Annotated in this window: 19 protein-coding genes; 4 read left to right on the top strand and 15 right to left on the bottom strand. The window is 63.5% G+C overall.

Going from position 1 to position 21,354, the window contains the following annotated elements:
• Positions 1-121 precede the first annotated feature (121 nt).
• From ACN0YF_RS05195 to ACN0YF_RS05145, 11 genes are all read right to left on the bottom strand, one after another.
• Positions 122-1,834, bottom strand: coding sequence for a Na(+)/H(+) antiporter subunit D (locus ACN0YF_RS05195; protein WP_417483015.1), 1,713 nt, complete (start codon positions 1,832-1,834; stop codon positions 122-124).
• Positions 1,827-2,132, bottom strand: a complete 306-nt coding sequence (locus ACN0YF_RS05190) for a hypothetical protein (protein ID WP_417483016.1) — start codon at positions 2,130-2,132, stop codon at positions 1,827-1,829. Before ACN0YF_RS05190 ends, ACN0YF_RS05195 begins: the two co-directional genes overlap by 8 nt.
• Positions 2,129-3,610 (bottom strand): proton-conducting transporter membrane subunit, encoded by a 1,482-nt coding sequence (locus ACN0YF_RS05185; protein WP_417493583.1) that lies wholly within the window; start codon positions 3,608-3,610, stop codon positions 2,129-2,131. The genes ACN0YF_RS05190 and ACN0YF_RS05185 overlap by 4 nt, the downstream gene beginning before the upstream one ends.
• Complete coding sequence (locus tag ACN0YF_RS05180) at positions 3,611-5,134, bottom strand: monovalent cation/H+ antiporter subunit D family protein (protein WP_417493582.1); 1,524 nt, start codon at positions 5,132-5,134, stop codon at positions 3,611-3,613.
• Positions 5,134-5,586, bottom strand: coding sequence for a cation:proton antiporter subunit C (locus ACN0YF_RS05175; protein ID WP_417483019.1), 453 nt, complete (start codon positions 5,584-5,586; stop codon positions 5,134-5,136). The genes ACN0YF_RS05180 and ACN0YF_RS05175 overlap by 1 nt, the downstream gene beginning before the upstream one ends.
• 1 nt (position 5,587) lies before the next feature.
• A complete protein-coding gene (locus ACN0YF_RS05170) occupies positions 5,588-6,046 on the bottom strand; it encodes a Na(+)/H(+) antiporter subunit B (protein ID WP_417483020.1) in 459 nt (152 codons plus the stop codon).
• Positions 6,043-6,624 (bottom strand): DUF4040 domain-containing protein, encoded by a 582-nt coding sequence (locus ACN0YF_RS05165; protein ID WP_417483021.1) that lies wholly within the window; start codon positions 6,622-6,624, stop codon positions 6,043-6,045. The genes ACN0YF_RS05170 and ACN0YF_RS05165 overlap by 4 nt, the downstream gene beginning before the upstream one ends.
• Positions 6,621-6,992 (bottom strand): monovalent cation/H(+) antiporter subunit G, encoded by a 372-nt coding sequence (gene mnhG / locus ACN0YF_RS05160; RefSeq protein ID WP_417493581.1) that lies wholly within the window; start codon positions 6,990-6,992, stop codon positions 6,621-6,623. Before mnhG ends, ACN0YF_RS05165 begins: the two co-directional genes overlap by 4 nt.
• Entirely contained in the window at positions 6,992-7,306 is a 315-nt protein-coding gene (locus ACN0YF_RS05155) for a monovalent cation/H+ antiporter complex subunit F (protein ID WP_417483023.1), read from the bottom strand. Before ACN0YF_RS05155 ends, mnhG begins: the two co-directional genes overlap by 1 nt.
• The gene (locus tag ACN0YF_RS05150; protein WP_417483024.1) at positions 7,306-7,809 is read right to left on the bottom strand and encodes a Na+/H+ antiporter subunit E; all 504 of its coding nucleotides are present in this window, start codon (positions 7,807-7,809) and stop codon (positions 7,306-7,308) included. The genes ACN0YF_RS05155 and ACN0YF_RS05150 overlap by 1 nt, the downstream gene beginning before the upstream one ends.
• Before the next feature lie 162 nt (positions 7,810-7,971).
• Complete coding sequence (locus ACN0YF_RS05145; protein ID WP_417483025.1) at positions 7,972-9,045, bottom strand: DUF2336 domain-containing protein; 1,074 nt, start codon at positions 9,043-9,045, stop codon at positions 7,972-7,974.
• 447 nt (positions 9,046-9,492) lie between these two features.
• On the opposite strand from ACN0YF_RS05145, the gene rnk reads away from it, so the two are divergent.
• Positions 9,493-9,936, top strand: coding sequence for a nucleoside diphosphate kinase regulator (gene rnk / locus ACN0YF_RS05140; RefSeq protein WP_417483026.1), 444 nt, complete (start codon positions 9,493-9,495; stop codon positions 9,934-9,936).
• Between the two features lie 720 nt (positions 9,937-10,656).
• On the opposite strand, the gene ACN0YF_RS05135 is transcribed toward rnk, so the two are convergent.
• From ACN0YF_RS05135 to fliQ, 4 genes are read right to left on the bottom strand one after another with little or no spacing between them, the layout of a single operon-like run.
• The gene (locus ACN0YF_RS05135) at positions 10,657-13,206 is read right to left on the bottom strand and encodes an ATP-binding protein (RefSeq protein ID WP_417493580.1); all 2,550 of its coding nucleotides are present in this window, start codon (positions 13,204-13,206) and stop codon (positions 10,657-10,659) included.
• 39 nt (positions 13,207-13,245) lie between these two features.
• The gene (gene flhB, locus ACN0YF_RS05130) at positions 13,246-14,334 is read right to left on the bottom strand and encodes a flagellar biosynthesis protein FlhB (RefSeq protein ID WP_417482144.1); all 1,089 of its coding nucleotides are present in this window, start codon (positions 14,332-14,334) and stop codon (positions 13,246-13,248) included.
• 11 nt (positions 14,335-14,345) lie between these two features.
• Positions 14,346-15,098 carry a flagellar biosynthetic protein FliR gene (fliR, locus tag ACN0YF_RS05125; RefSeq protein WP_417482145.1) on the bottom strand — a complete coding sequence of 251 codons (753 nt, stop codon included), beginning with the start codon at positions 15,096-15,098 and terminating at the stop codon, positions 14,346-14,348.
• Positions 15,095-15,358 carry a flagellar biosynthesis protein FliQ gene (fliQ, locus tag ACN0YF_RS05120; protein ID WP_417482146.1) on the bottom strand — a complete coding sequence of 88 codons (264 nt, stop codon included), beginning with the start codon at positions 15,356-15,358 and terminating at the stop codon, positions 15,095-15,097. The genes fliR and fliQ overlap by 4 nt, the downstream gene beginning before the upstream one ends.
• A gap of 112 nt (positions 15,359-15,470) precedes the next feature.
• On the opposite strand from fliQ, the gene ACN0YF_RS05115 reads away from it, so the two are divergent.
• From ACN0YF_RS05115 to ACN0YF_RS05105, 3 genes are all read left to right on the top strand, one after another.
• Entirely contained in the window at positions 15,471-17,369 is a 1,899-nt protein-coding gene (locus ACN0YF_RS05115) for a DUF885 domain-containing protein (RefSeq protein ID WP_417493579.1), read from the top strand.
• Positions 17,370-17,533: 164 nt separating this feature from the next.
• Positions 17,534-19,408: a DUF885 domain-containing protein gene (locus ACN0YF_RS05110; protein WP_417493578.1), complete on the top strand. Its 1,875-nt coding sequence runs from the start codon at positions 17,534-17,536 to the stop codon at positions 19,406-19,408.
• A gap of 11 nt (positions 19,409-19,419) precedes the next feature.
• Positions 19,420-21,306 (top strand): DUF885 domain-containing protein, encoded by a 1,887-nt coding sequence (locus ACN0YF_RS05105; protein ID WP_417493577.1) that lies wholly within the window; start codon positions 19,420-19,422, stop codon positions 21,304-21,306.
• Positions 21,307-21,354: the final 48 nt, after the last annotated feature.

Here is a 21,354-nt window from a genome sequence, read left to right as displayed (position 1 = left end):
GCCCGCCCATGCTAGGAGGGCCACACCCAGGCGGGGATAATATTCCTAATCGGGTCGCAAGAAAAGGCCGCGCAACCCCTGCGGGTCACGCGGCCAGCACTTTACTTACCCGATTGAAATATCAGGCCGAAAAATAGGCGATGATCAGGACGATGGCGAGGAGCGCGCTGGTCCAGATCGCGAGCATCCCACTGGGGATATCTCGGCTCAGGGCGCCCATAGGACTGAATACCTGATAGAGCCGGCCGCCGATGCCGCTCATCAAACGGCCCCAGGCATTGCCTGCCGCCGCCGAAAGCCGGTCGAGCATCAGCCAGGTCCAGCGCGCCAGCCCGTCGCCGAAGCGGCGATAGACCCAGTCTGTGTCCAGGTTCACCGACCGTTTCTCGTCCGGATAGGCACCGATCTTGAGCAGGAAGGCGAAGGCGAAGATCGCCCCGATCAAGAGCTGCATCTGACCGACCACGTGATCGAAGGTATAGGGCTGGTAGATCGCGTTCTGGTACGGCAGCAAATCGTAGAGCTTACCGTAATTGATCCCGAGATAGATGCACAGCAGTGCGCCCAGCCCCATCGCCATCAGCATGTTGACCGGAGCCTCGCGAACCCGGTGGCCGCGATCATGGCTGAAGAAGGCGAAGAACGGGATCTTGATCCCCGAGTGCTCCAGCACCCCGGCCGAAGCGAAGACGAGGGCCAGCCAGACCAGCCAGTGACCATCCTGGGCCACGGCGGCCAGGATCATCGACTTGGCGACAAAGCCGGAGAAGAGCGGGAAGGCGGAAATGGAGGCCGAGCCGACGAGGCAGAACACCGCCGTTGCCGGCATGGACTTGAACAACCCGCCCAGCTCGGAGGCCTTGACCGTACCAACCCGCATCAGGACCGCGCCCATACTCATGAACAGCAGGCCCTTGTAGAGGATGTGCACGAAGGCGTGCGCTGCTGCGCCATTGATCGCCAGATCGGTACCGATGCCGATACCCACGACCATGAAGCCGAGCTGGTTGTTCAGCGAGTAGGCCAGAACCTTGCGCAGATCGTTTTCGACCACGGCAAAGAAAACCGGGAAGATCGTCATGATGGCGCCGATATAGATCAGGCTGTCCTCGCCCGCGAAGCCGCGCGCCAGGGCATAGACCGCCATCTTGGTCGTGAAAGCTGACAGGATCACCGTGCCCACCACCGTCGCCTTGGGATAGGCGTCCTGCAGCCAGTTGTGCAGGAAGGGGAAGGCGCACTTGATGCCGAAGGCAATGAAGATCAGGAAGCCGCCCGGCGTGTTGAGGCCGATATGCTCAAACGCCCAGCTGCCGGTCTCACCGGCATGGATCACCGCACCGGTCAGCAAGAGTACGCCCGACAGGACATGGATGGCCAGATAGCGCAGGCCGGCCTTGGTGGCGGCCTTGTTGCGCGCGCTCCAGATCAGGAAGACCGAGGAGATCGCGGTCACTTCCCAGAACAGGAAGAGCGTCATCAGATCGCCGGCAAACACGGCGCCGAGCGCGCCGCCGGCATAGATCAGCCCGGCGGCATCGGTGATGCGGTCCTTCTCGTGCAGGCCGTAAAGCCCGTTGAGGAAGGCGGCGATGATGAAGATCAGGCCCCAGATGCGGCTGAGTTCGTCATAGCGCAGGGTTTCGAGCGTGAAGCCGCCGAATTCGACAATGCCGTAATGCCCGATATCGAGCGAATACCAGCACAGCCCGGCCAGCACCGGCGCGACCAGCGCCAGGACCTTGCGAACCAGATTGTTCGGCACGACGGCCGCGATCAGCCCGGCGATGATAATCGGAAGGGCGGGTGAGATATTGCCGAACAGTTCACTCATCGCCGGCCTCCCCGTCCCAGTAGTTCTCCTCGCGGCCGAGGAAGCGGCGGATGATGAACCAGCCCCCCATCACGGCCAGCACGAAACTGCCAAAGCCGGCCAGGGCGTAGAAGCCCGGCATCTGGGCAAATTCCAGATATTCATGGCGATGGTGGAAGAAATCGATTGCCGCCAGACCAATGGTCAGCACGCCAAGCACCCAGACCAGACTCGCCTTGAGCCAGTCGGCTTCAAGCCACAGAAACGGCCGCGCGATCGGATGAATGAGATCGTCTTTTTTGCTGGGTTTCTGACTCATAAGGCTGTCTCGACAATCGCGACCGGTTCAAACACAGGCAGGAGGTAATCCCGCAGCGGGCCGATCAGGAAGAACAGGATGATCACGCCAGCGGCCGTGATCACCGGCGGCAGGATCACCAGCACCGGCGCCGGCTTCTTCAGCCGGGCCTCTTCGGGCGGCTCGAAATACCCGCGTGCCGACAGCGGCAGCAGATAGGCAATATTCAGCAGGGACGAGGCAATCAGCGCCACGGCCAGGATGACATGACCGGACTCGAATGCGCCCTGCAGCAGGAAGACTTTCGGCCACATGCCCGCAAGTGGCGGCAGGCCGATGATCGACAGGGCACCGATCGTGTAGGCACCGAACAGCCAGGGCATGTGACGGCCGAGACCGCGCATCTGCGAGATATTGGTCTTCTTGGTCGCCGTATAGATCGCACCGGCGCTCATGAAGAGCGTGATCTTGGCCCAGGCGTGCATCACGATCTGCAGCGCCCCGCCCAGCATGGCCAGGGGCGAGCCGAGCATCACGGCCAGGGTGACATAGGAGAGCTGGCTGATGGTGGAATAGGCCAGCCGGGCTTTGAGATTGTCCTTGGTTAGCGCGATCATCGAGGCCAGCACGATGGAGCCGGCCGCGATCCAGGCCAGCGGCAGCGAGGTTGGCGTCGCGACGATCAGGGCCGGTCCGAAGATATAGACCCCGACCTTCAGCATCGCGAACACGCCCGCCTTGACGACGGCCACGGCGTGCAGGAAGGCGGAGACCGGCGTCGGTGCGACCATGGCATTGGGCAGCCATGGATGCACCGGCATCAGGGCAGCCTTGCCGATACCGAAGGCGAACATCACCAGCAGGATGCCGGCCATCAACGGTGTCGCCTCGTTGAGCGCGAGCAAGCCGCCGGCAACGAAATCCGTCGATCCGGCAATGAATTGCGTCGCGATCACAGCCGGCAGGAGCAGGCCGATCGAGGTGCCCAGCAGGATGGTGAGGTAAATCCGGCCACCACGCCGCGCCGCGGCATCGCCCTTGTGCGTGACCAGCGGATAGGTCGACAGGGTGAGCACTTCGTAGAAGACGAACATCGTGAGCAGATTGCCCGACAGGGCGACGCCCATGGCGGCGGCAATGGCGATGCAGAAACAGACATAGAAGCGCGTCTGGTTCTTCTCGTTATTGCCGCGCATATAGCCGATCGAATACAGCGAATTGATCAGCCACAGACCACTCGCCACGGCGGCGAACAGCGCGCCGAGCGGCTCGAGCGTGAAGGTCAGTTCCAGACCCGGCGCGACCGAGGCCAGGATCAGGGTCGGATGGCTGGGGGCAATCTCCACCAGATAGGCGACATTGAGGGCCAGCAGGACGCCGGAGACGAGGGTTGCGCCCTCACGGAGATTCGGGCGCGAGCCCAGCAGGGCGACCATGACGCCGCCGAGCGACGGGATCGCCAGCGCCAGCGCCAGGGCAAGTTCGGGAGACCACATCATCTAGCGCCCTCCCATCATGGCTTCGGCAGCCTCACGTGCCAGATACACGAGCGGGGCGGCGTTGAAGAAGAAATACACATTGGCAATCGCCAGGATCGACATCGGCACCACGGCGGCCCAGGGCGCCATGGTCGCCGGCATCGCCTTGCCCTGGTGGCTCGGCGGTTCCTGCATCCAGATCGCCATCAGCATGCGTCCGATATAGACCAGCGCCAGCAGCGAGGAGACGATCAGCGCCGCCACAGCCCACCACCAGTCGCGATCAAGCGCGGCGAGGATCAGATACCATTTCGAGGTGAAGCCGACCGTCAGCGGCACACCGACCAGCGACAGGCCGGCAATGGTGAAGGCGCTGGCGGACACCGGCATGGTGCGGCCGAGCCCGTTGAGGCTGTCCATGCTGCGGACGCCGAATTTGAGGGCGAAGGCGCCAAGCGCCATGAAGAGCGCGCCCTTCATCATCGCATGGTTCATCAGGTGCAGCAGTCCGGCCGACAGGCCTGCCTGCGTGCCGATACCCAGGCCAAGCATCATGTAGCCGACCTGGGCAACCGAGGAATAGGCCAGCACCCGGCGCGGGTCGTTCTGGAAGATGGCCTGCACCGACGCCACGATCATGCCGACCGTGCCGAGCACGGCGAAGATCCAGGTGAAGGAAATCGCCACGAAGCTGACTTCCGGATGGAAGACCGAGAACACGAAGCGGATCAGGACGTAGAAGGCCACTTTCGTCGCGGTCGAGGCGAGGAAGGCGGTGACGAAATTCGGTGCAAAGGCATAGGCGTTGGGCAGCCAGACATGCAGCGGGAACATGGCCGCCTTCAGACCCAGCCCGACGACGATGAAGGCGAAGGCTGCCTCGGTCACCCGGGTATGACCATTCTCCGCCAGAATGCGCGCGATATCGGCCATGTTGAGCGTGCCGGTCGCCATGTAGAGGAAGCCGACACCGATCACGAAGAAGGTCGCGCCGATCGTGCCGAGAATGAGGTAGTTGTACGAGGCCGTCAGCGCCCGGCGATCCTTGCCGCCGCCCATGGCGACGAGCGCATAGGTCGAGAGCGAGGAGACTTCCAGGAAGACGAAGACATTGAAGGCATCGCCGGTGATGGTGACGCCGAGCAGGCCGGTAAAGCAGACCAGGAAAGCCGAATAGAACATCGGCTGCTTGTCCGGCTCGATTTCGTCGGCCACGGTCGGCAAGGCGTAGATCGTGCACAGCAGGCCGACCAGGCCCACCAGCAACAGGATCGGGACGTTCAGCGCATCAACGCGATACTCGATCCCCAGGGGCGGCGCCCAGCCGCCGAGATGATAGCTGATCGCGCCCGCGGTCGAAATCTCGCCCATCAGAACCAGGGCCATGACGGCCACGACAATCGCACCCAGCAGGGCCACGCCCCAGGCCAGGCGGCCATTGGGCATCAGGGCCGCGATCGGTGCGAGGATCAGCGGGATCACGACCAGAAGCACAGGCGCATGCGCGGCGATGGCCGCCGGTAGAAGGTGAGCCAGAAATTCCATCAGCCGGCGGCTCCTGTCTCACGCGAGTAATCGGCAGTATTCAAGGCATCATCCTCAATCACCCCATAGGCTTCGCGAATGCGCACCACCAGGGCGAGTCCGACCGACAGCGTCGCGACGCCGACCACGATCGCGGTCAGGATCAGCACGTGCGGCAGGGGGTTGGCATAAATGACGGTTTCGGCAACGTGCCCGGCCGCGGCAGCGCCGTGCTCGACGGCAGCAGCGCCATGATCGGCAGCGTCAGCGGCATGGTGCTCGGCCACGATCGGCGGCTGGCCGCCGAACACCTTGGCCATGTTGATGTAGAACAGGCAGACCGAGGTCTGGAACAATGACAGGCCGACCAGGCGCTTGACCAGATTGCCGGTCGCAAACACCACATACAGCCCCGTCATCATCAGGATGAGGATCGGGATATAGTTGAAACGTTCGAGCAGCATATCGAGCATTCTACCAGTCCTCGTCCGCAATATCGGGGATCCGCCCGGCGAAGGCGTAGAATACCGACAACATCACCGACGAGACCGTCAGCAACACCCCAAGCTCAACCAGCATGATGCCGTAATGCTGCCCGGTATGATGGCCCTGATCGGGATGCAGGGCGTCGTAGTCGAGGAAGTTCAGCGGTTCGCCGGCACCGTCCATCAACATCGCCGCGATCCCGACCCCGGCATAAAGCAGCAGGCCGAGGGCCGCGCCATAGCGGATCGCCGTCGGCGGCACCGCGCGCTGGGCCTCATCGATCCCGAAGATCAGGGCATAGAGGATCACGGCAACGGCGAGAATGACGCCCGCCTGGAACCCGCCGCCCGGACCGAAATCGCCGTGGAACTGGACGTAAAATCCGAACACCATGATCACAGGGATCAGCAGTTTGGAAACGACACTCAGGATCAGATGTGGATTCACGACGCCGCCTTTCCCTTCTTGCTCTTCGCCTTGGGGTCACGGCGCCGGGTGCCGAAACCGAGCAGCAGGACCACGCCGAGACCGGCGGTGAAGATCACCATGGTTTCGCCGAGCGTGTCATAGCCGCGATAGCTGGCCAGCACGGCCGTCACGATATTGGGCACCGCGATATCCTCGGGCGTGCGCTCGAGATATTCCCGCCCGACATAGGAATTCGCCGGGGATTCAGCATCGCCATAGACCGGCATGTCGGGCACGGCATACAGCAGTGCCGCACCGGCGGTGACCACGACAGCCAGCGCCGCCCAGTGACGGGAGGCCTTCGTCGGCTCGCTCTCGCGTGCCGTCAGCAGCATTGCGCCGAGCAGGAGAACGGTTGAAATCCCCGCGCCGACCGCCGCCTCGGTGAAGGCCACATCGACCGCATCGAGCGAGACAAACCAGGCCGCCGACAGCAGGCTGTAGACGCCCATCAGCATCACGATCGCAAACAGGTTGCGCAATCGCACGATGGCGATCCCGACCGCGAACAACATCGCCATCAGGGCATAGTCGAGATATTGGGTGAGATCACTCATGCCTGACCCTCCTCCTGGCCGAGCTCACGCGGATGCTTCGGCTTGAAATGAGCCAGATCCGGCTTGTGTCCGGCGCGGTGAGCCGCATTGGCCACGGCATGGGTCGCCGTCGGGCTGGTGAGGAAGAGGAGCAGCGCCACCAGGGCAAGCTTGGCAACGGTCTGCCAGTCACCGGCCTGGAAGATCAGCCCCATGATGATGAGTTCGGCGCCGAGCGTGTCGGTGACGCCGGCCGCATGCATCCGGGTGTAGAAGTCAGGCAGGCGGATAACGCCGATCGCGCCGGCCAGCACAAAGACGAGCCCGACCGACATCGAGGCGACGCTGAGGGCAAACAACAGGTGGTGTCCGATTTCAGCCAGGGTCATCAATCGTCCTCCCCGTCGATGGCCCGGCGCAGCGACATCTGCGCCAGCGCGATGTCGAGCGAGCGATAGCGGAAGAATTTCAGGATCGCGATGGTCGAGACGAAATTGATCAGGGCATAGAGCATGGCGATGTCGATCGCATCCTGCCGCCCGGAGATCGCACTGAAGACCAGCAGGAAGAGGATCGTCTTGGTGCCAAAGGAATTGGACGCCAGAACGCGGTCATACAGCGTCGGCCCGGCAAACAGGCGCGCCAGCATGATCGCCATCGCGCCGGCCATGCCGAGCGCAATGATGAAATTGAACAGACCCATTAGAGCACCTTCCGCTTGCCATCGGACGCAACGTCGGACCGGGCACCCATCTCGGCGAAGCCGGACGGATCGGTGAAGCTTGTATCGAGGGCGTGGACGAGAAACCCGTCCTCCTCGACATCGATTGTCACCGTACCCGGCGTCAGCGTGATTGAATTGGCGAAGACGGCATGGCCAAGGCCGGAGCGCTGCTCGGCCGGCACACGCACCAGCCGCGGCTCGACATCCATGTCCGGCTTCATCACCAGTCGCAATACGGCGAAATTGGCCGCCACGATCTCGCCGCCGAGCCAGAACCAGTAGGGGACCAGCGACCAGGCCGGCGCCAGCGGCACCGTCTCCCGATCGAGAATTCTCATCCGGGCCGCCAGGGCGACCGTTCCGGCCACGCTCAACACACCGAAACCGATCACCAACGGATAATCACCGGAGAGCGTGTACTGGCCCGACAAGGTCAGCCAGAGCAGGACAAGGATAGCCGTCAAACCGACGCCGTAAGTCATGGAAACTCCCCGCACGTATTCGCCTGAACCTCGGCTTTTAACCCGACATACCGGCCTTGACCAGACAAGCCGGACGGCAAGCGCAGATCATCCGCACCGGGAGAGGCGCCGGGAAGTTTCTCGTCAGGGGTGAGTTGCGGCAGCGGGCCTGAAAAATGCCGCTCAGCGCTTGTCGGCATCCTCGAAGGTGAGGTTCCAGTAGCGCAGTACAGTCTGGGCCTTTTCCACAGACAGACTGTCATAAACCTTGCGGGCCGGCTCAACCGAATCATCCTGGGCCGGGCGCCCGATTCCGGCCCAGAGGCCCTGGAAACTTGCCCATTTCAGGCCGGTGGCCTTGCACAGGATCGCCAGAGGCTCGCCGGCCATATCGTCGATCATCCGCAGCAGAAGACGTTTGTGGATCGCAGCCAGGGTTGCGATTTCCGAGATGAGTTCGGGTTGCGCCCCTTCGACGCAGAAGGCATCGATCGCGCCCTCCAGCGAGCCATAGGGGCTCAGCCGGGCCGCGTCACGATTGCGCTGGCGGCGATCAATATAACGCAGCACCCGGGTCACCAGCGGATCGTCCCAGCCCTCCTTCGACACCATCGGGAAAATGTCCTCGGTGGAATCGATCAGGATGGTGCGGTCAACCGCAAAGCGCTCGAGGATCTGGTAGCGCTCAAAATGCTCGCAATCCCAGAACAGGCGGAAGGCCTGGGCGGGGCGTAATTCGTCCCGGCGGATCAGAAGCGCCGCATAGCGCACCTCGTCCTGGGCAGCGCCGACCAGGCGGTCGATGGTCGGTGCGGCCAGTGCCGTGGTCTTGTTCTTCAGAACGCATTCCACCACCGGCGGCTCGCCCGCGGCAACGAGCGCTGCAGAGATGATTTCACTGATATTCTCTCGTCGGGCGATCGCCATCCGGTGCTGCAGCGTTCCGGCCTGCACAATCTCGAGCAGGTCGAAATCGGTCAGGGCGCGGGAGTCCTCGAGAATGGGCTGGGCGATTTCGAAATCATCACAGGCCAGCAGGCGCAGCAGGCGGCTGGGGGCCTCGACCAGGCCGGCAAGGCGGCGGGCACAGCGCTGACGCACCGGGACATCACTCGCCTTGAGGATATCAAACAGCAGGTCGGCAACGATCCAGCGCTCGCGCGGCGTCAGGCGGCTTGATGGCAGGCCGACAATATCGGCCAGCCGCCGCGCCAGCACATCCCGCGCGCGGCGGGGGGCTTCCGGTATCAAATCCAAGGGTTCGGCGTTCGCCATCCCGGCCGGTCCATTCCATTCAGCTTACGCCCACACCATGGCTCGCTCTTGTTAATGAATGGTGCGTTCTGCGGCGGGCCAGAGCGATGCCCCGATCCGCGAGCCGCCAATCGGCAGCGGCCGGCCCGGCCATGCGAGGCTGCCTGCCGCCCAGCTTGACTTTGGACAGGCAAAGGCTGAGATTCACAGCATGAACACGACCACACGACGGCTTCCGACTTCTTACAGGGCATGCCCCATCGCGGGCATCTGACCCTCGGCCCAGTCGCGTCGCGCCCCGGTCGAGGGGTATAGGCTCGCTTTGCGTATTGCGCGTTCCGCAATCCCGACAGCGCAGCCCCTTACGCGACACAGCTCCAGAATTTCCAATTCGACCGCAGCGACACCCGAAGTGCGCCGGCGGTTCAGGTTTTATGACGAGGTCAGCCCATGGCTCCCGCTACCAAAAGAAAACTCAAGCCTGCGATCACGATGACCCGTTCCGATCATGAACGGTTGTGGCGACTGGCCGAGTCCCTGCCCGATACGTCCGCCAATGTCGCCGAGCCCTTGCTGGCCGAGCTCGACCGCGCACGCGTTGTGGCTGACAACAAGATCGCACCGAAAGTCGTGCGCATGGGCTCCAGCCTGTGCTTCACCAGCGAGCTCGGGGATGAAAAGCATGTCACCCTGGTCTTCCCCGGTGAGGCCGATATCGAAGCCGGCAAGGTCTCGATCCTGACGCCGATCGGTGCCGCCCTGATCGGTCTGTCCGCCGGCCAGACCATCGACTGGACCGCCCGCGATGGCCGTGTCCGTCGCCTGACCGTGAAAAGCGTCACGCAGGCCGGCGATACTGCCAAGGCCGCAGCTTCCCACGAATTGCCGGCATGACCGGACGCCAGCTGCCGGCCACGGCCGCATCCGCATGCCCGCCACGGCCCCAAGACAGGTAACCTCACCTGTTGCCCATCACCCTTCATTCGGGCGATCATCGCCTTGCCCCGGTCCCGCTCCGGGGCAAGGCCGGTGATGATGACGGGCGCGGCGGTGGCGTGCACGCCGGAGCGACAGGACCAGAAGTTCCGCCCCCCTATTCGCCGCGCCATCCCCGCCCCAACAATCTGCGTCACCCTGACGAAGGTCAGGGCCCAGTTCGCAGAGCGGCAACGCACGAAAAACTGGCGTCAATTCTATGCCCGTCGCGTTTGAAACTGGGTCCTGACCTTCGTCAGGATGACGTCTTTTGGAGGCGATTTATCCCCGCCCCCAGAACCCTGGCGCATAATCGCCCCGTTCCGGTCGCACGGGAGGCGTGAGCTCAGTCACTTGCGGCGATCGGGAGCGTGGAGCCCATCCGCACAGAGGCGTGACAGCCCGAGTTCCGGTGGGGCCATGATCGGGGAAGTGAGGCATTAGGGCTCGACCAATCTTCCACGGTCATTTCGAGGCAGGACCCGCGAGGGGCCTGAGTAAATCTCCACGTGCGGGACGTCTCGAATGTCTCAACTCATTATTGCGCTAACCGGCATTCGCCGGCGTCCCGCACACCTCCCATCCGGGGAGGCACCTCAAACCTCCAGCGGCAAGCCGCGTGGAGATTTTCGTGCAGGCTCAGGTCTTCTCGGCGCGCTTCACCATCTCCTGCTTCACCTTCTCGGCCAGCTGGATCAGGGTGAAAGGCTTGGGCAGGAAGGAGACTTCCTGCTCTTCCGACAAGGTCTTGGAGAACTCTTCGGCGGCATAGCCGGAGATGAAGACGATGCGGGTATCGGTCAGCATGTGCCGCGCCTTCTGCAACAGGCCGGGACCATCAAGCCCCGGCATCACGACGTCGGAGAGCAGGAGATCGAAGCCCTCGGTATCGTCCTCGAGGATTTCAAAGGCCTCCTCGCCATCGCAGGCCTCGACCACATCATAGCCGCGCTTGACCAGGGTCTTGGCCGCGATATTGCGCACCGCGTCCTCGTCCTCGACCAGCAAGATTCGGCCATGGCCCGACAGATCGGCCGGAGCCGGCTCGACCGTGCGCGCCTCTTCGGCCTGCTTGAACTCGGCCGTCTCCGCATCGGTGGGGACGTGACCTGGCAGATAGATGGTGAAGGTCGTGCCCTTGCCGACAGCACTGTCGGCAAACAGGAAACCGCCGGACTGCTTGACGATGCCATACACGGTCGCCAGGCCCAGGCCCGTGCCCTTGCCCGCTTCCTTGGTGGTGAAGAAGGGCTCGAATATCTTCTCCAGCGTTTCGGCATCCATGCCATGGCCTTCATCGCTGACAGCGATAGAGACCCAGGGACCCGGCCGCGGATTGGGGCCGCCGGCCTTGCGCACATCCTCATCGGAGAGCACGGCGGTGCGGATCACCAGCGAACCGCCGCCCTGGTCACGCATGGCGTCACGGGCATTGGCAGCGAGATTGATGATCGCGGTTTCCAGCTGGCCCTTGTCGACCTTGATCAGCGGCACGTCGCGGCCATGGATGATATCGAGCCGCACCGTCTCCTCGACGATCTGGCGCAGCAGCACCGAGACATCCGACAGGAGGTCACCGATATCCATGGCTTCCATGCGGAAGGTCTGCTTGCGCGAGAAGGCCAGCAGCTTGCGCACCAGGCCGGCGGCGCGAACCACGGTCTGGTTGATCGATTGCAGCTCGCCATAATCGGGATCGCCGACCGGGTGGCGATTGAGCAATTCATCGCAATTGAGCCGCACGGCAGTGAGCAGATTGTTGAAGTCGTGGGCGACGCCACCGGCCAGCTGGCCGACCGCCTGCATCTTGTTGGCCTGGGAGAATTGCCGCTCAAGCTCTTTCCACGCCGTCACATCGATGATGTAGGCGACGCGCTTGCCGCCGCGCGCCGGGGCGAAGGCGAGGTGGACATAGGTCGCCGCCTCGCTGTCGAGCCGTGCCTCGGCCGGCTCCTTGCCGCCGGCCATGGCAACCGCGAAGGCATCGGTCGCCGAGCGGCCGTCTTCCCAGTTGAAGATCTCGCGGAACTTGACCCCGGGGATCGCCTTGCCGCCCGAGAGCTGGACCAGGGACGGGTTGACGTCCTCGATCATCGCGCTTTCCGGATCGGCACCGTCGAGACGCACCACGCCGAAGGGGGCGCTGGCAAACATGTCGTCGAGCGTGCGCCCGGCCGGACGTGCCTCGCCCATCGACTGGGCCACGCCCGGCGGCGAACCGGTGGGCGACAGGCCGTAGAGCACGCCGCGCCCGATCGAAGGTTCTCCGGGCGCCCATTCGATTGCGACCACGACCGGGCTTTCAATGCCGTCGCGGGCCCGCAGACGGCAATCAATGCGCGCGACGCCCTCGCCGCCCCGCGTCTGCAGCACGGATTTGGCACCATCGCCGGTGAGCACGTCACCAAGGGTGGGGAAAGCCTGCCCCTCGATCAGGCCCAGCCATTCGCGCAGGGTGGCATTGCCCATCGCGATCTCGCCATTGGCGCGCAAGGAAAACAGGCCGACGGGCGCATGTTGCGACCAGTCCGCCATCGCCGAGGCCTGGCCCATCGAGCGATCACCAACCGGCGTCAGGCGCCACAGGATCATCTGGTCGGGCTGCGGAATGGCTTCAAGGTGGAACTGCCCGATCCCGCCATCAGCGAGATCGAGCGGTGGCAGCAGCTCGCAAGCCCCCTCACCGCGCGCGGCGGCACGGGCCAGACGATAGACAGCACCGTCACCGCCACCGGCGCCGGCCCAGATACGGTCAATGCCGGGAATGCCGAAACTCTGGCCGAAACCGGCCGTGGCCCGCGCCAGATCGCGATAGGCCGCATTGGCCCAGCGTGCCGCGCCGCGCTGGTCGGTCATCAGGACCGGATCGGGGAAGGCCTCCATCGCCTGGCCGGCCAGCATGGCCGGGCTCGGGGTCTGGTTCTGGTTGATCCGCTTGCGCATGCTGCGCCCGGCGGTTTCGCCGGCAGCAATGGCGTAGAGCACCAGAAAGCCGATGGCAGCGAGGCCGGACAACAGGATGAAGCCCTGCCAGCCATCCTGGCCCGCGGCAAACAGGGCCGCCAGCGCAGCCAGGCCGACGATGAAGACACAGACCCAGAAGGCGACCCGGCCAAAGGGCTTCGACCAGAAGGACTTGCGCCCGGCTGCGGACTGGGCGTCGGTATCGGAGGCGGGCAGTTCAGCCATGGGAGGCTCCAGCACGAATCAAAAAGCTTGGGGTACAGACTACTCGCTCGGAGCGTATTGTGCGCGACCGCGTGAAAGCGACAGCACATAGCCGATGATCTTGGCCACGGCCTTGAAATGGTCGACGGGGATTTCCTGGTCCAGCTCGGCGGTCGCGAACAGGGCCCGCGCCAGTGGCGGATCCTCGACGATCGGGATGTCATGCTCCCTGGCCACTTCGCGAATCCGCAGGGCGACCTCGTCGACACCGAGCGCCAGACAGATCGGCGCCGAGGTCTTGCCCTGCTCGTACAGGAGCGCGACGGCGTAATGGGTCGGGTTGGTGATGATCACCGTCGCCTCAGGCACCCGCGCCATCATGCGCCGCTGTGAGCGCTCGTGACGCAATTGGCGCAGCTTCGCCTTGACGTGGGGGTCGCCCTCGGAATTCTTGTGCTCATCCTTGATTTCCTGCTTCGACATGCGGTTGCGCTTCATGAAGCTCTGCTTCTGGAAGGCATAGTCGGCCGCGGCGATCAGCGCGTAGACGACCAGGCAGGCGAGCATCAGCTCGATTGAAATCTGGCGCACCAGACCGAGTATCTCCGAGACATCAAGCGCCGGCATGCCGGCCAGCAGGTCGCGCTTGGGATAGATCACCACGAAGGCGGCCAGGCCCACCAGCCCCATCTTGCCGATACCCTTGAGGAAGTTGGCGACACCCTGCGGGCCGAAAACCCGCTTGAAACCCTCGACCGGATTGATCTTGGAAAGCTTGGGCTGGATCTTGTCAGTGGTGAAGATCATGCCCTGCTGCAGGTAGTGTCCGGCGAAGCCGGCACCGGCCAGCACCAGGATGGGCACGCCGACGATCAGGGCAACATGCCAGGCCGTGGCGCGGACGGTCGCCAGCAAGGCATTGGGATCGGTCGCAAAGGCGTCGGCATGGTCGAAGTAGACCACCAGCGTTCCGGCCAGATTGCGCGCCATCGGCGGGAACATGAAGCTGAGCAGGGCCAGCCCCGCGGCAAGGACAAACCAGCCGGGCACTTCCTGCGATTTGGCGACATCGCCCTTCTCGCGCGCATCGTCGAGCCGCTTCTGGGTCGGTTCCTCGGTTTTCTGACTTTCGTCTTCGCCTTCGGCCATCCTCGTCCTCGCTAGGTCATATCAAGGGCGAACTGGCGCATCCGGTCGAGCCAGACCGCGCTCATCGCGCCGAGCGATATGGTGAGAATGAACAGGCCGACCATGATGTTGGACGGCATGGCGATGAAGAAGATCTGCGCCTGGGGCATCAGACGCGAAAGCACGCCGAGCGCCAGGTAGAAGACCAGGCCGAACACGATCATCGGCGCCGCGATCTGGATTCCGAGCCGGAAGGCGTCGGTGAAGGCGTTGAGCGCCCACTCCGCCGCATCGGCCAGTGCCGGCAATTCCCCCGGCGGAAAGACCAGATAGGAATTCGCCGTCGTCAGGAGCAGGAGGTGATGCAGATTGGTCGCGAACATCAGGACCAGGAAGGTCAGATTGAGCAGCGTGGCGAAGATCGCGCCCTGCTGGCCCTGCGAGGGGTCGAACGTCTGGGCAAAGGCGAGACCGCTCTGCATACCGATCACCTGGCCGGCGATCGCCGCCATCGACATCAGGATCCGCGCGATGCCGCCGATCATCAGACCGACCAGCATCTCGCTCATCACCAGTCCGGCCATGGGCAGGGGCTGGTCCGGCATCGGTGGCAGGGAGGGCGCGACGATCGGTCCGAGCATCAGCGAGACCAGCAGCGCAAAGGAAAGTCGGATCCGCATCGGAATGCTCGGCTCGGCAAAGCCGGGCATCAGCAACAGGATGGAGCCGACCCTGGCGAAGACGAGCCCGGCGGCGAAGACCAGCCCTGGCAGGTCGGGAATCATGGATTGACGATCCGCTCGATAACCGAGGCCATGAAGCCGGAGAGCAGTGCGCCCATCAACGGCAGAAAGATCAGCATGGACACAAAGATCGCGATGATCTTCGGCACGAAGACCAGTGTCATTTCCTGGATCTGGGTCAAGGCCTGGAACAGGGCGATCACGATGCCCACGGTCAGACCGGTCAGCATGATCGGACCGGCCATCGCGAGGGTCAGCCAGATTGCATCGCGTGCAAAGTCGAGGACTTCGGGTCCGTTCACGTGTCTTGCCTCGGCCGGCCTGGAGAATCGGGGTTACGGTTAATTATCTTTACGCTTCGCCGCGTCGCGTTAAGAAAGAGTCAATTTTCGACTTACACGGGGATGAACCACCATGGCATTGCGATCACTTCTGACCGGCAGCAGCGCGCTGATTCTACTGGCCGCCTGCTCGCCGCAGACCAGCGAAAACACCGCGGCGCCGAGCGAGGCCACCGCCACCGAAACCGGCGCCGAAGCGGCGACCGCGGCAGTCCAGTCCGAGACCGAACGGCTCAATGCATGGTTCGACGAGCAGTTCGCCGCCGAACTCGCCTTCTCACCCGAGGGCAAGACCTATCTGGGCATGCTCGATGATCTGGAGGCCTATGGCCAATGGGATGATCCCTCGGAGGCTGCCTTCCGTGCCGGCCTGCAGCGCGCGGCCGACCGCCTGCGCTACATGCAGGAGAATTTCGACTATGACGCCCTGACCGAGGAGGCCCAGGTCAGCTGGCGCTTCGCCGAATTCATCGCCGCCAATGATGCCCAGCAGGCCGAGTTTCGCGATCACAACTACACCTTCACCCAGTTCTTCGGTCCGCATACCGACATGCCGACCCTGCTGATCGGCTATCACCAGGTCGAGAATCTCGACCAGGCCGAGGCCTATCTCAGCCGCCTGTCCAGCCTGGGCGACACGCTCGAAGTCCACACCGCCCAGGCCGAGGCGCAGGCGCAGGCCGGCGTTATTGCGCCAGCCTTTGCCTATCCGATCGTGATCGGCGCGGCGCAGCGCTTCATCACCGGGGCGCCCTTTGACGACAGTGGCGAGGATTCGCCGATCCTGGCCGACTTCACTGCCAAGGTCGAAGCTCTCGATATCGATGATGCCGACAAGGCAGCGCTGATCGACCGCGCCATCACAGCCCTGACCGAGGGTGTCGCACCGGCCTATCAGCATCTGATCGAAGTCATGGAGCGTCATGCCGAAATGGCGGACGGCCGCAATGATGGCGCCTGGGCCCTGCCCGATGGCGAAGAGTATTATCGCAGCCAGCTGACCAATTACACCACCCGCACCGACCTAACCGCGGCTGACATCCATCAGACCGGTCTGGACGAGGTGGCCCGCATCCATGGCGAAATGCGCGCCATCATGGAGCAGGTCGGCTTTGAGGGGACGCTGCAGGAATTCTTCACCTTCCTGCGCACCGACCCGCAATTCTACTATCCGGATACCGAGGAGGGCCGCGCGGCCTATCTCGCCGAGGCCACCGCCATCATTGACCGCGTGATGCAAGCGGCACCGGATTATTTCGGACAATTGCCCGCAGCCGATCTGGAAGTGCGCGCCGTCGAGGATTACCGCATCACCACGGCCACCGGTGCCTTCTATGAACCCGGTTCGCTCGATGGCTCCCGGCCCGGCGCCTACTACGTCAACCTGGCGCATATGGCGGAGAGTCCGAGCTATCAGATGGAAACCCTCGCCTATCATGAAGGCGCCCCGGGGCACCATTTCCAGAGTTCGCTGGCCCAGGAACTCGAAAGTGCGCCGATGTTCCAGCGCCTGACCTGGTATTCCGCCTATGGCGAGGGCTGGGCGCTCTATGCCGAAAGCCTCGGCAAGGACATGGGCTTCTTTACCGACCCCTACAAGGATTTCGGCCGCCTCTCCTACGAGGTCTTCCGCGCCGCCCGCCTGGTCGTCGATACCGGCATTCACGATCTGCACTGGAGCGAGCAGCAAGCCATCGACTACATGACCGAGAACACACCGATGGCGGATACCGATATCCAGAACGAAATCCGCCGCTATATCGTCTGGCCGGGACAGGCGGTGTCCTACAAGATCGGCATGCTCACCATTCTCGACCTGCGCCAACGCGCGATGGACCAGCTGGGCGATGATTTCGATTACGGCGAATTCCACGATGTCGTGCTGACGCACGGCTCGGTGCCGCTGACCCTGCTGGCGGAACTGGTCGATGGCTACATCGCCGACAAGCTCGCCGCACGCAGCGCTGACTGATGCCGCGGGCCGGAGGCGGGTCACACCGCCTCCGGCGCCGCTGTCCTGACGGCATGTCTTGACCGGACCGGAATATCCGCTGACGGTATTGTCCGGATAATGAGCAAGCCGGGCGCGGGCGAAAGCCTCGCAGGACAGCCGGCGGAAGACATCGGGGAATCGAGATGCGTCGTATATTCCAGGCACCGATGGCGGTGTCGCTTTTGGCATTGATGGCCGCCTGTTCGCCGTCACAACCGGCGGCGAGCGAAACGGCCGCACCGGTCGAGCAGAGCGCCGAGGCCGCACAGACCGAGTCACAGCGGCTCAACGCCTGGTTCGCCGGTCTGTTCGCGGAAGATCTGGCCCTGTCGCCGGAAACCCAGACCCAGCTCGGCGAGGTCGATGATCTCGACGCCTATGGCCGCTGGGATCCGGTTGGCGAGGCCGCTTCGGCTGCAGCCAATGAGCGGCGTATCGAGCGTCTGGCCCGGCTCCATGATGAATTTGATTTCGATGCGCTCGACGCCGAAGCGAAGGTCTCCTACCGCGTGTTCGAATATCTGCAGGAGACCGGGATCCGCAATTACGGCTTCCGCGACCAACGCTACATCTTCACCCAGATGTTCGGCCCGCATACCGGCATGGCCACGATGCTGATCAGCCAGCATCGCATTACCAATCCTGACCAGGCGGAGGCCTATATTCGCCGCCTGCAGGGTATGGCTCCGATCCTGCGCGAATTGATGGACCAGGCGGAAAGCCGGGCCCAGGCCGGTGTGATCCCGCCGCGCTTCGCCTTCGGCTATCTGATCGACAATACGGCCCAGCTGATCGCCGGTGCGCCCTTCGACGATAGCGGTGAGATCTCGCCGCTGCTGGCCGATTTCACCGCCAAGGTCGAGGCGCTCGACATCGAGGACGCCGCCAAGGCCGATCTGATCGCCCGTGCGACGACGGCGCTGCTCGAACAGATCGGGCCTGTCTATACAGACCTGCTGGCGATGTTCGAACGGCATCGCGAGATGAGTGATGATCGCGACGGTGCCTGGAAGCTGCCGCGCGGCGAGGCCTATTACCAGGCCCAGCTCGCCAATTTCACGACGATGGTCGATCTCTCGCCGGAGGAAGTGCACCAGACCGGCCTCGACGAGATCGCGCGCATCCATGGCGAGATGCAGGGCATCATGGACCAGGTCGGGTTTGAAGGGACGATGGCGGAATTCTTCGAATTCATGCGCACGGACGAACAGTTCTACCTGCCCAATACCGACGAAGGCCGGGCCGAATACATGTCCCGCATCGACGCGATCTTCGACCGGGTCCGCACAGTCCTGCCGGATTATTTCGACACCATGCCGCGCGGCGAGCTCGTCGCCCGCGAGGTCGAGCCCTATCGCGCCGCCGGCTCACCCACAGCCTTCTACAACACCGGCAGCATGGACGGCACACGTCCGGGCATTTTCTACGCCAATACGCTGAACATGCGGAACCTGCCGCTCTACCAGATGGAAACGCTGGCCTATCACGAGGGCATTCCCGGCCATCACTTCCAGCTCACCCTGGCCCTGGAGGCCAGCGAGGCGCCGATGTTCCAGCGCCTGCTCTACCTGCCCGCCTTCGGCGAGGGCTGGGCGCTCTATGCCGAGAGCCTCGGCAAGGATATGGGCATGTTCACCGACCCGTATCAGGATTTCGGCCGCCTCGCCTATGAGCTCTGGCGCGCGGGCCGGCTGGTCGTCGACACCGGCATCCACGCCATGCGCTGGACCCGCCAGGATGCGATCGACTATCTGCGCACCAACACCTCCTTTACCGAGGAGGAGATTACCCGCGAGGTCGAGCGCTATATCGTCTGGCCGGGCCAGGCGACGGCCTACAAGACCGGGCAATTGCGCATCCGCGCCCTGCGCGATTTCGCGCAGCAGGAGCTGGGTGACGCGTTCGATTACGGCGAATTCCATGATGTCGTGCTGACGCATGGTTCGCTGCCACTACCGGTTCTGACCGAACTGGTGAATGATTATGTCGCGGCCAAGCGGGCCGAGACGGCGCAATAGGAAGACAAGAAATGAAACAGTTCAGACCGCTCCTCGCCAGTACCGCCCTCGCCGTCCTGCTGGCGGCCTGTTCCGGCTCCACCGGCTCGGACACCGACACCAATGCCGCTGCTCCAGCCCCTGCCGCGACACCGGCTTCGGATACGACGCCCGCGGTGGACACCCAGGCCGTTGCAGCCGAATCCGAACGCCTCAATGCCTGGTTCGAGGAGGTCTTCCAGCGCGATGTCGACCGCTCGCCGATGATGCAGACATTCCTCGGGCGCAAGACCAATTATGACCAGTGGGGCGATGCCTCACCGGCCTTCGATCGGGAATCCTACGAACTGAGCCAGGCCGATCTCGCCTACATGCATGAGAATTTCGACTTCGATCTGCTCAACGACAGCGCTCAGATTTCCTGGCGTCTGTTCGAATACGACGTGCAACGCGAGGCCGATGGCCAGCGCTGGGCCGATCATCGCTATACCTTCACGCCGCGCTCGGGTCCGCACATGAATGCGCCGACCTTCCTGATCAATAATCACCGCGTCGACACGGTCGCCGATGCCGAGGCCTATATCGGCCGCCTGCGCAATTTCGGCGCCTATATGGACCAGAATATCGAGAACGCCCGGCGTTCCTTCGAGCTCGGCGTCTCGACGCCGGACTGGACCTATGAGCCGATGATCGCGACAGCGCGCAACATCATCTCCGGCGCTCCGTTCGAGGATGGCCAGGACAGCCCGCTGATGTCGGACTTCCGCGCCAAGGTGACCAGCCTCGAGATTGATGATGCCGAACGCGAACGTCTGCTCGCCGAGGCCTCAACGGCCCTGCGCGAAGTGGTCGAGCCGGCCTATCACCGCGTCATCGCCCTGTTCGAGGAACAGGCCGAGAGCGCGACCAGCGATGATGGTGTCTGGAAACATCCCGACGGCGGTGAGTTCTACAATTACCTGCTCAACGGCTACACGACGATGGATATCTCGGCCGAGGAGATCCACCAGCTCGGCCTCTCCGAAGTCGCGCGCATCCATGGCGAGATGCAGGACATCATGACCCAGGTCGGCTTCGAGGGTTCCCTGCAGGAATTCTTCGAATTCATGCGCACTGATCCGCAATTCTACTATTCCAACGACGAGGCGGGCCGCACAGCCTATCTCGCCGATGCCACGGCACTGATCGACACCATGCGCGAGACGCTGCCGCAGATGTTCTTCACCTTCCCGCGCGCCGAGCTTGAAGTGCGGCGGGTCGAGCCTTTCCGCGAGGCTTCGGCCGGCAAGGCCTTCTACAACCGTCCGGCGCCGGACGGGTCACGGCCGGCCTATTATTACGCCAATCTGCGCGACATGGCCGACATGCCGACCTATCAGATGGAAGCGCTCGCCTATCATGAGGGCATTCCGGGCCACCACATGCAGCTGGCCATCATGCAGGAACTCGAGGGTGTACCCTCCTTCCGGCGCTTTGGCGGCTATACCGCCTATACCGAGGGCTGGGGTCTCTACAGCGAATATCTGCCGCTCGAATTCGGCTTCTATTCCGACCCCTATTCCGACTTCGGACGCCTGGCGATGGAGCTGTGGCGGGCCTGCCGCCTCGTGGTCGACACAGGCATTCACCATCACCAGTGGTCGCGCCAGCAGGCTGTCGACTATCTCGCCGAAAACACGCCCAATCCGCAGGGCGATGTCGAGAACGCGATCGACCGCTATATCGTCTATCCGGGCCAGGCCAATGCCTACAAGATCGGCATGCTGGAGATTCTGCGTCTGCGCGGCATCGCCGAAGCCGAGCTGGGTGAGGCCTATGACATCCGCGCCTTCCACGATGTCGTCCTGACCCAGGGCGCCATGCCGCTGGCGATCCTGGAAGAACGCGTGCGGGACTATATCGAGGCCACACCGCACTAGGCCTGAACGCCAGACAGACAAAGGGCCGCCCGATAGCATCGCGCGGGC

The organism is Maricaulis sp., from assembly GCF_048270265.1.
In the GTDB taxonomy this organism is placed as follows: domain Bacteria; phylum Pseudomonadota; class Alphaproteobacteria; order Caulobacterales; family Maricaulaceae; genus Maricaulis.
The sequence above is the reverse complement of the archived record's forward strand: the minus strand, read 5'-3'. Positions and strand labels throughout refer to the sequence as shown.

Excerpts from the sequence above, each read along its gene's own strand:
- ACN0YF_RS05155 (WP_417483023.1), bottom strand. The coding sequence starts at position 7,306 with ATGGGTCTGTTCAATTTCATCATTGCGCTCGGCATGGCCGGCGCGATG.
- fliR (WP_417482145.1), bottom strand. The coding sequence starts at position 15,098 with ATGATTCCCGACCTGCCAGGGCTGGTCTTCGCCGCCGGGCTCGTCTTC.
- ACN0YF_RS05150 (WP_417483024.1), bottom strand. The coding sequence starts at position 7,809 with ATGACTTACGGCGTCGGTTTGACGGCTATCCTTGTCCTGCTCTGGCTG.
- ACN0YF_RS05110 (WP_417493578.1), top strand. The coding sequence starts at position 17,534 with ATGCGTCGTATATTCCAGGCACCGATGGCGGTGTCGCTTTTGGCATTG.
- ACN0YF_RS05195 (WP_417483015.1), bottom strand. The coding sequence starts at position 1,834 with ATGAGTGAACTGTTCGGCAATATCTCACCCGCCCTTCCGATTATCATC.
- ACN0YF_RS05180 (WP_417493582.1), bottom strand. The coding sequence starts at position 5,134 with ATGGAATTTCTGGCTCACCTTCTACCGGCGGCCATCGCCGCGCATGCG.
- ACN0YF_RS05185 (WP_417493583.1), bottom strand. The coding sequence starts at position 3,610 with ATGATGTGGTCTCCCGAACTTGCCCTGGCGCTGGCGCTGGCGATCCCG.
- flhB (WP_417482144.1), bottom strand. The coding sequence starts at position 14,334 with ATGGCCGAAGGCGAAGACGAAAGTCAGAAAACCGAGGAACCGACCCAG.
- ACN0YF_RS05190 (WP_417483016.1), bottom strand. The coding sequence starts at position 2,132 with ATGAGTCAGAAACCCAGCAAAAAAGACGATCTCATTCATCCGATCGCG.
- ACN0YF_RS05165 (WP_417483021.1), bottom strand. The coding sequence starts at position 6,624 with ATGAGTGATCTCACCCAATATCTCGACTATGCCCTGATGGCGATGTTG.
- mnhG (WP_417493581.1), bottom strand. The coding sequence starts at position 6,992 with ATGACCCTGGCTGAAATCGGACACCACCTGTTGTTTGCCCTCAGCGTC.
- ACN0YF_RS05175 (WP_417483019.1), bottom strand. The coding sequence starts at position 5,586 with ATGCTCGATATGCTGCTCGAACGTTTCAACTATATCCCGATCCTCATC.
- ACN0YF_RS05105 (WP_417493577.1), top strand. The coding sequence starts at position 19,420 with ATGAAACAGTTCAGACCGCTCCTCGCCAGTACCGCCCTCGCCGTCCTG.
- rnk (WP_417483026.1), top strand. The coding sequence starts at position 9,493 with ATGGCTCCCGCTACCAAAAGAAAACTCAAGCCTGCGATCACGATGACC.
- ACN0YF_RS05135 (WP_417493580.1), bottom strand. The coding sequence starts at position 13,206 with ATGGCTGAACTGCCCGCCTCCGATACCGACGCCCAGTCCGCAGCCGGG.
- ACN0YF_RS05115 (WP_417493579.1), top strand. The coding sequence starts at position 15,471 with ATGGCATTGCGATCACTTCTGACCGGCAGCAGCGCGCTGATTCTACTG.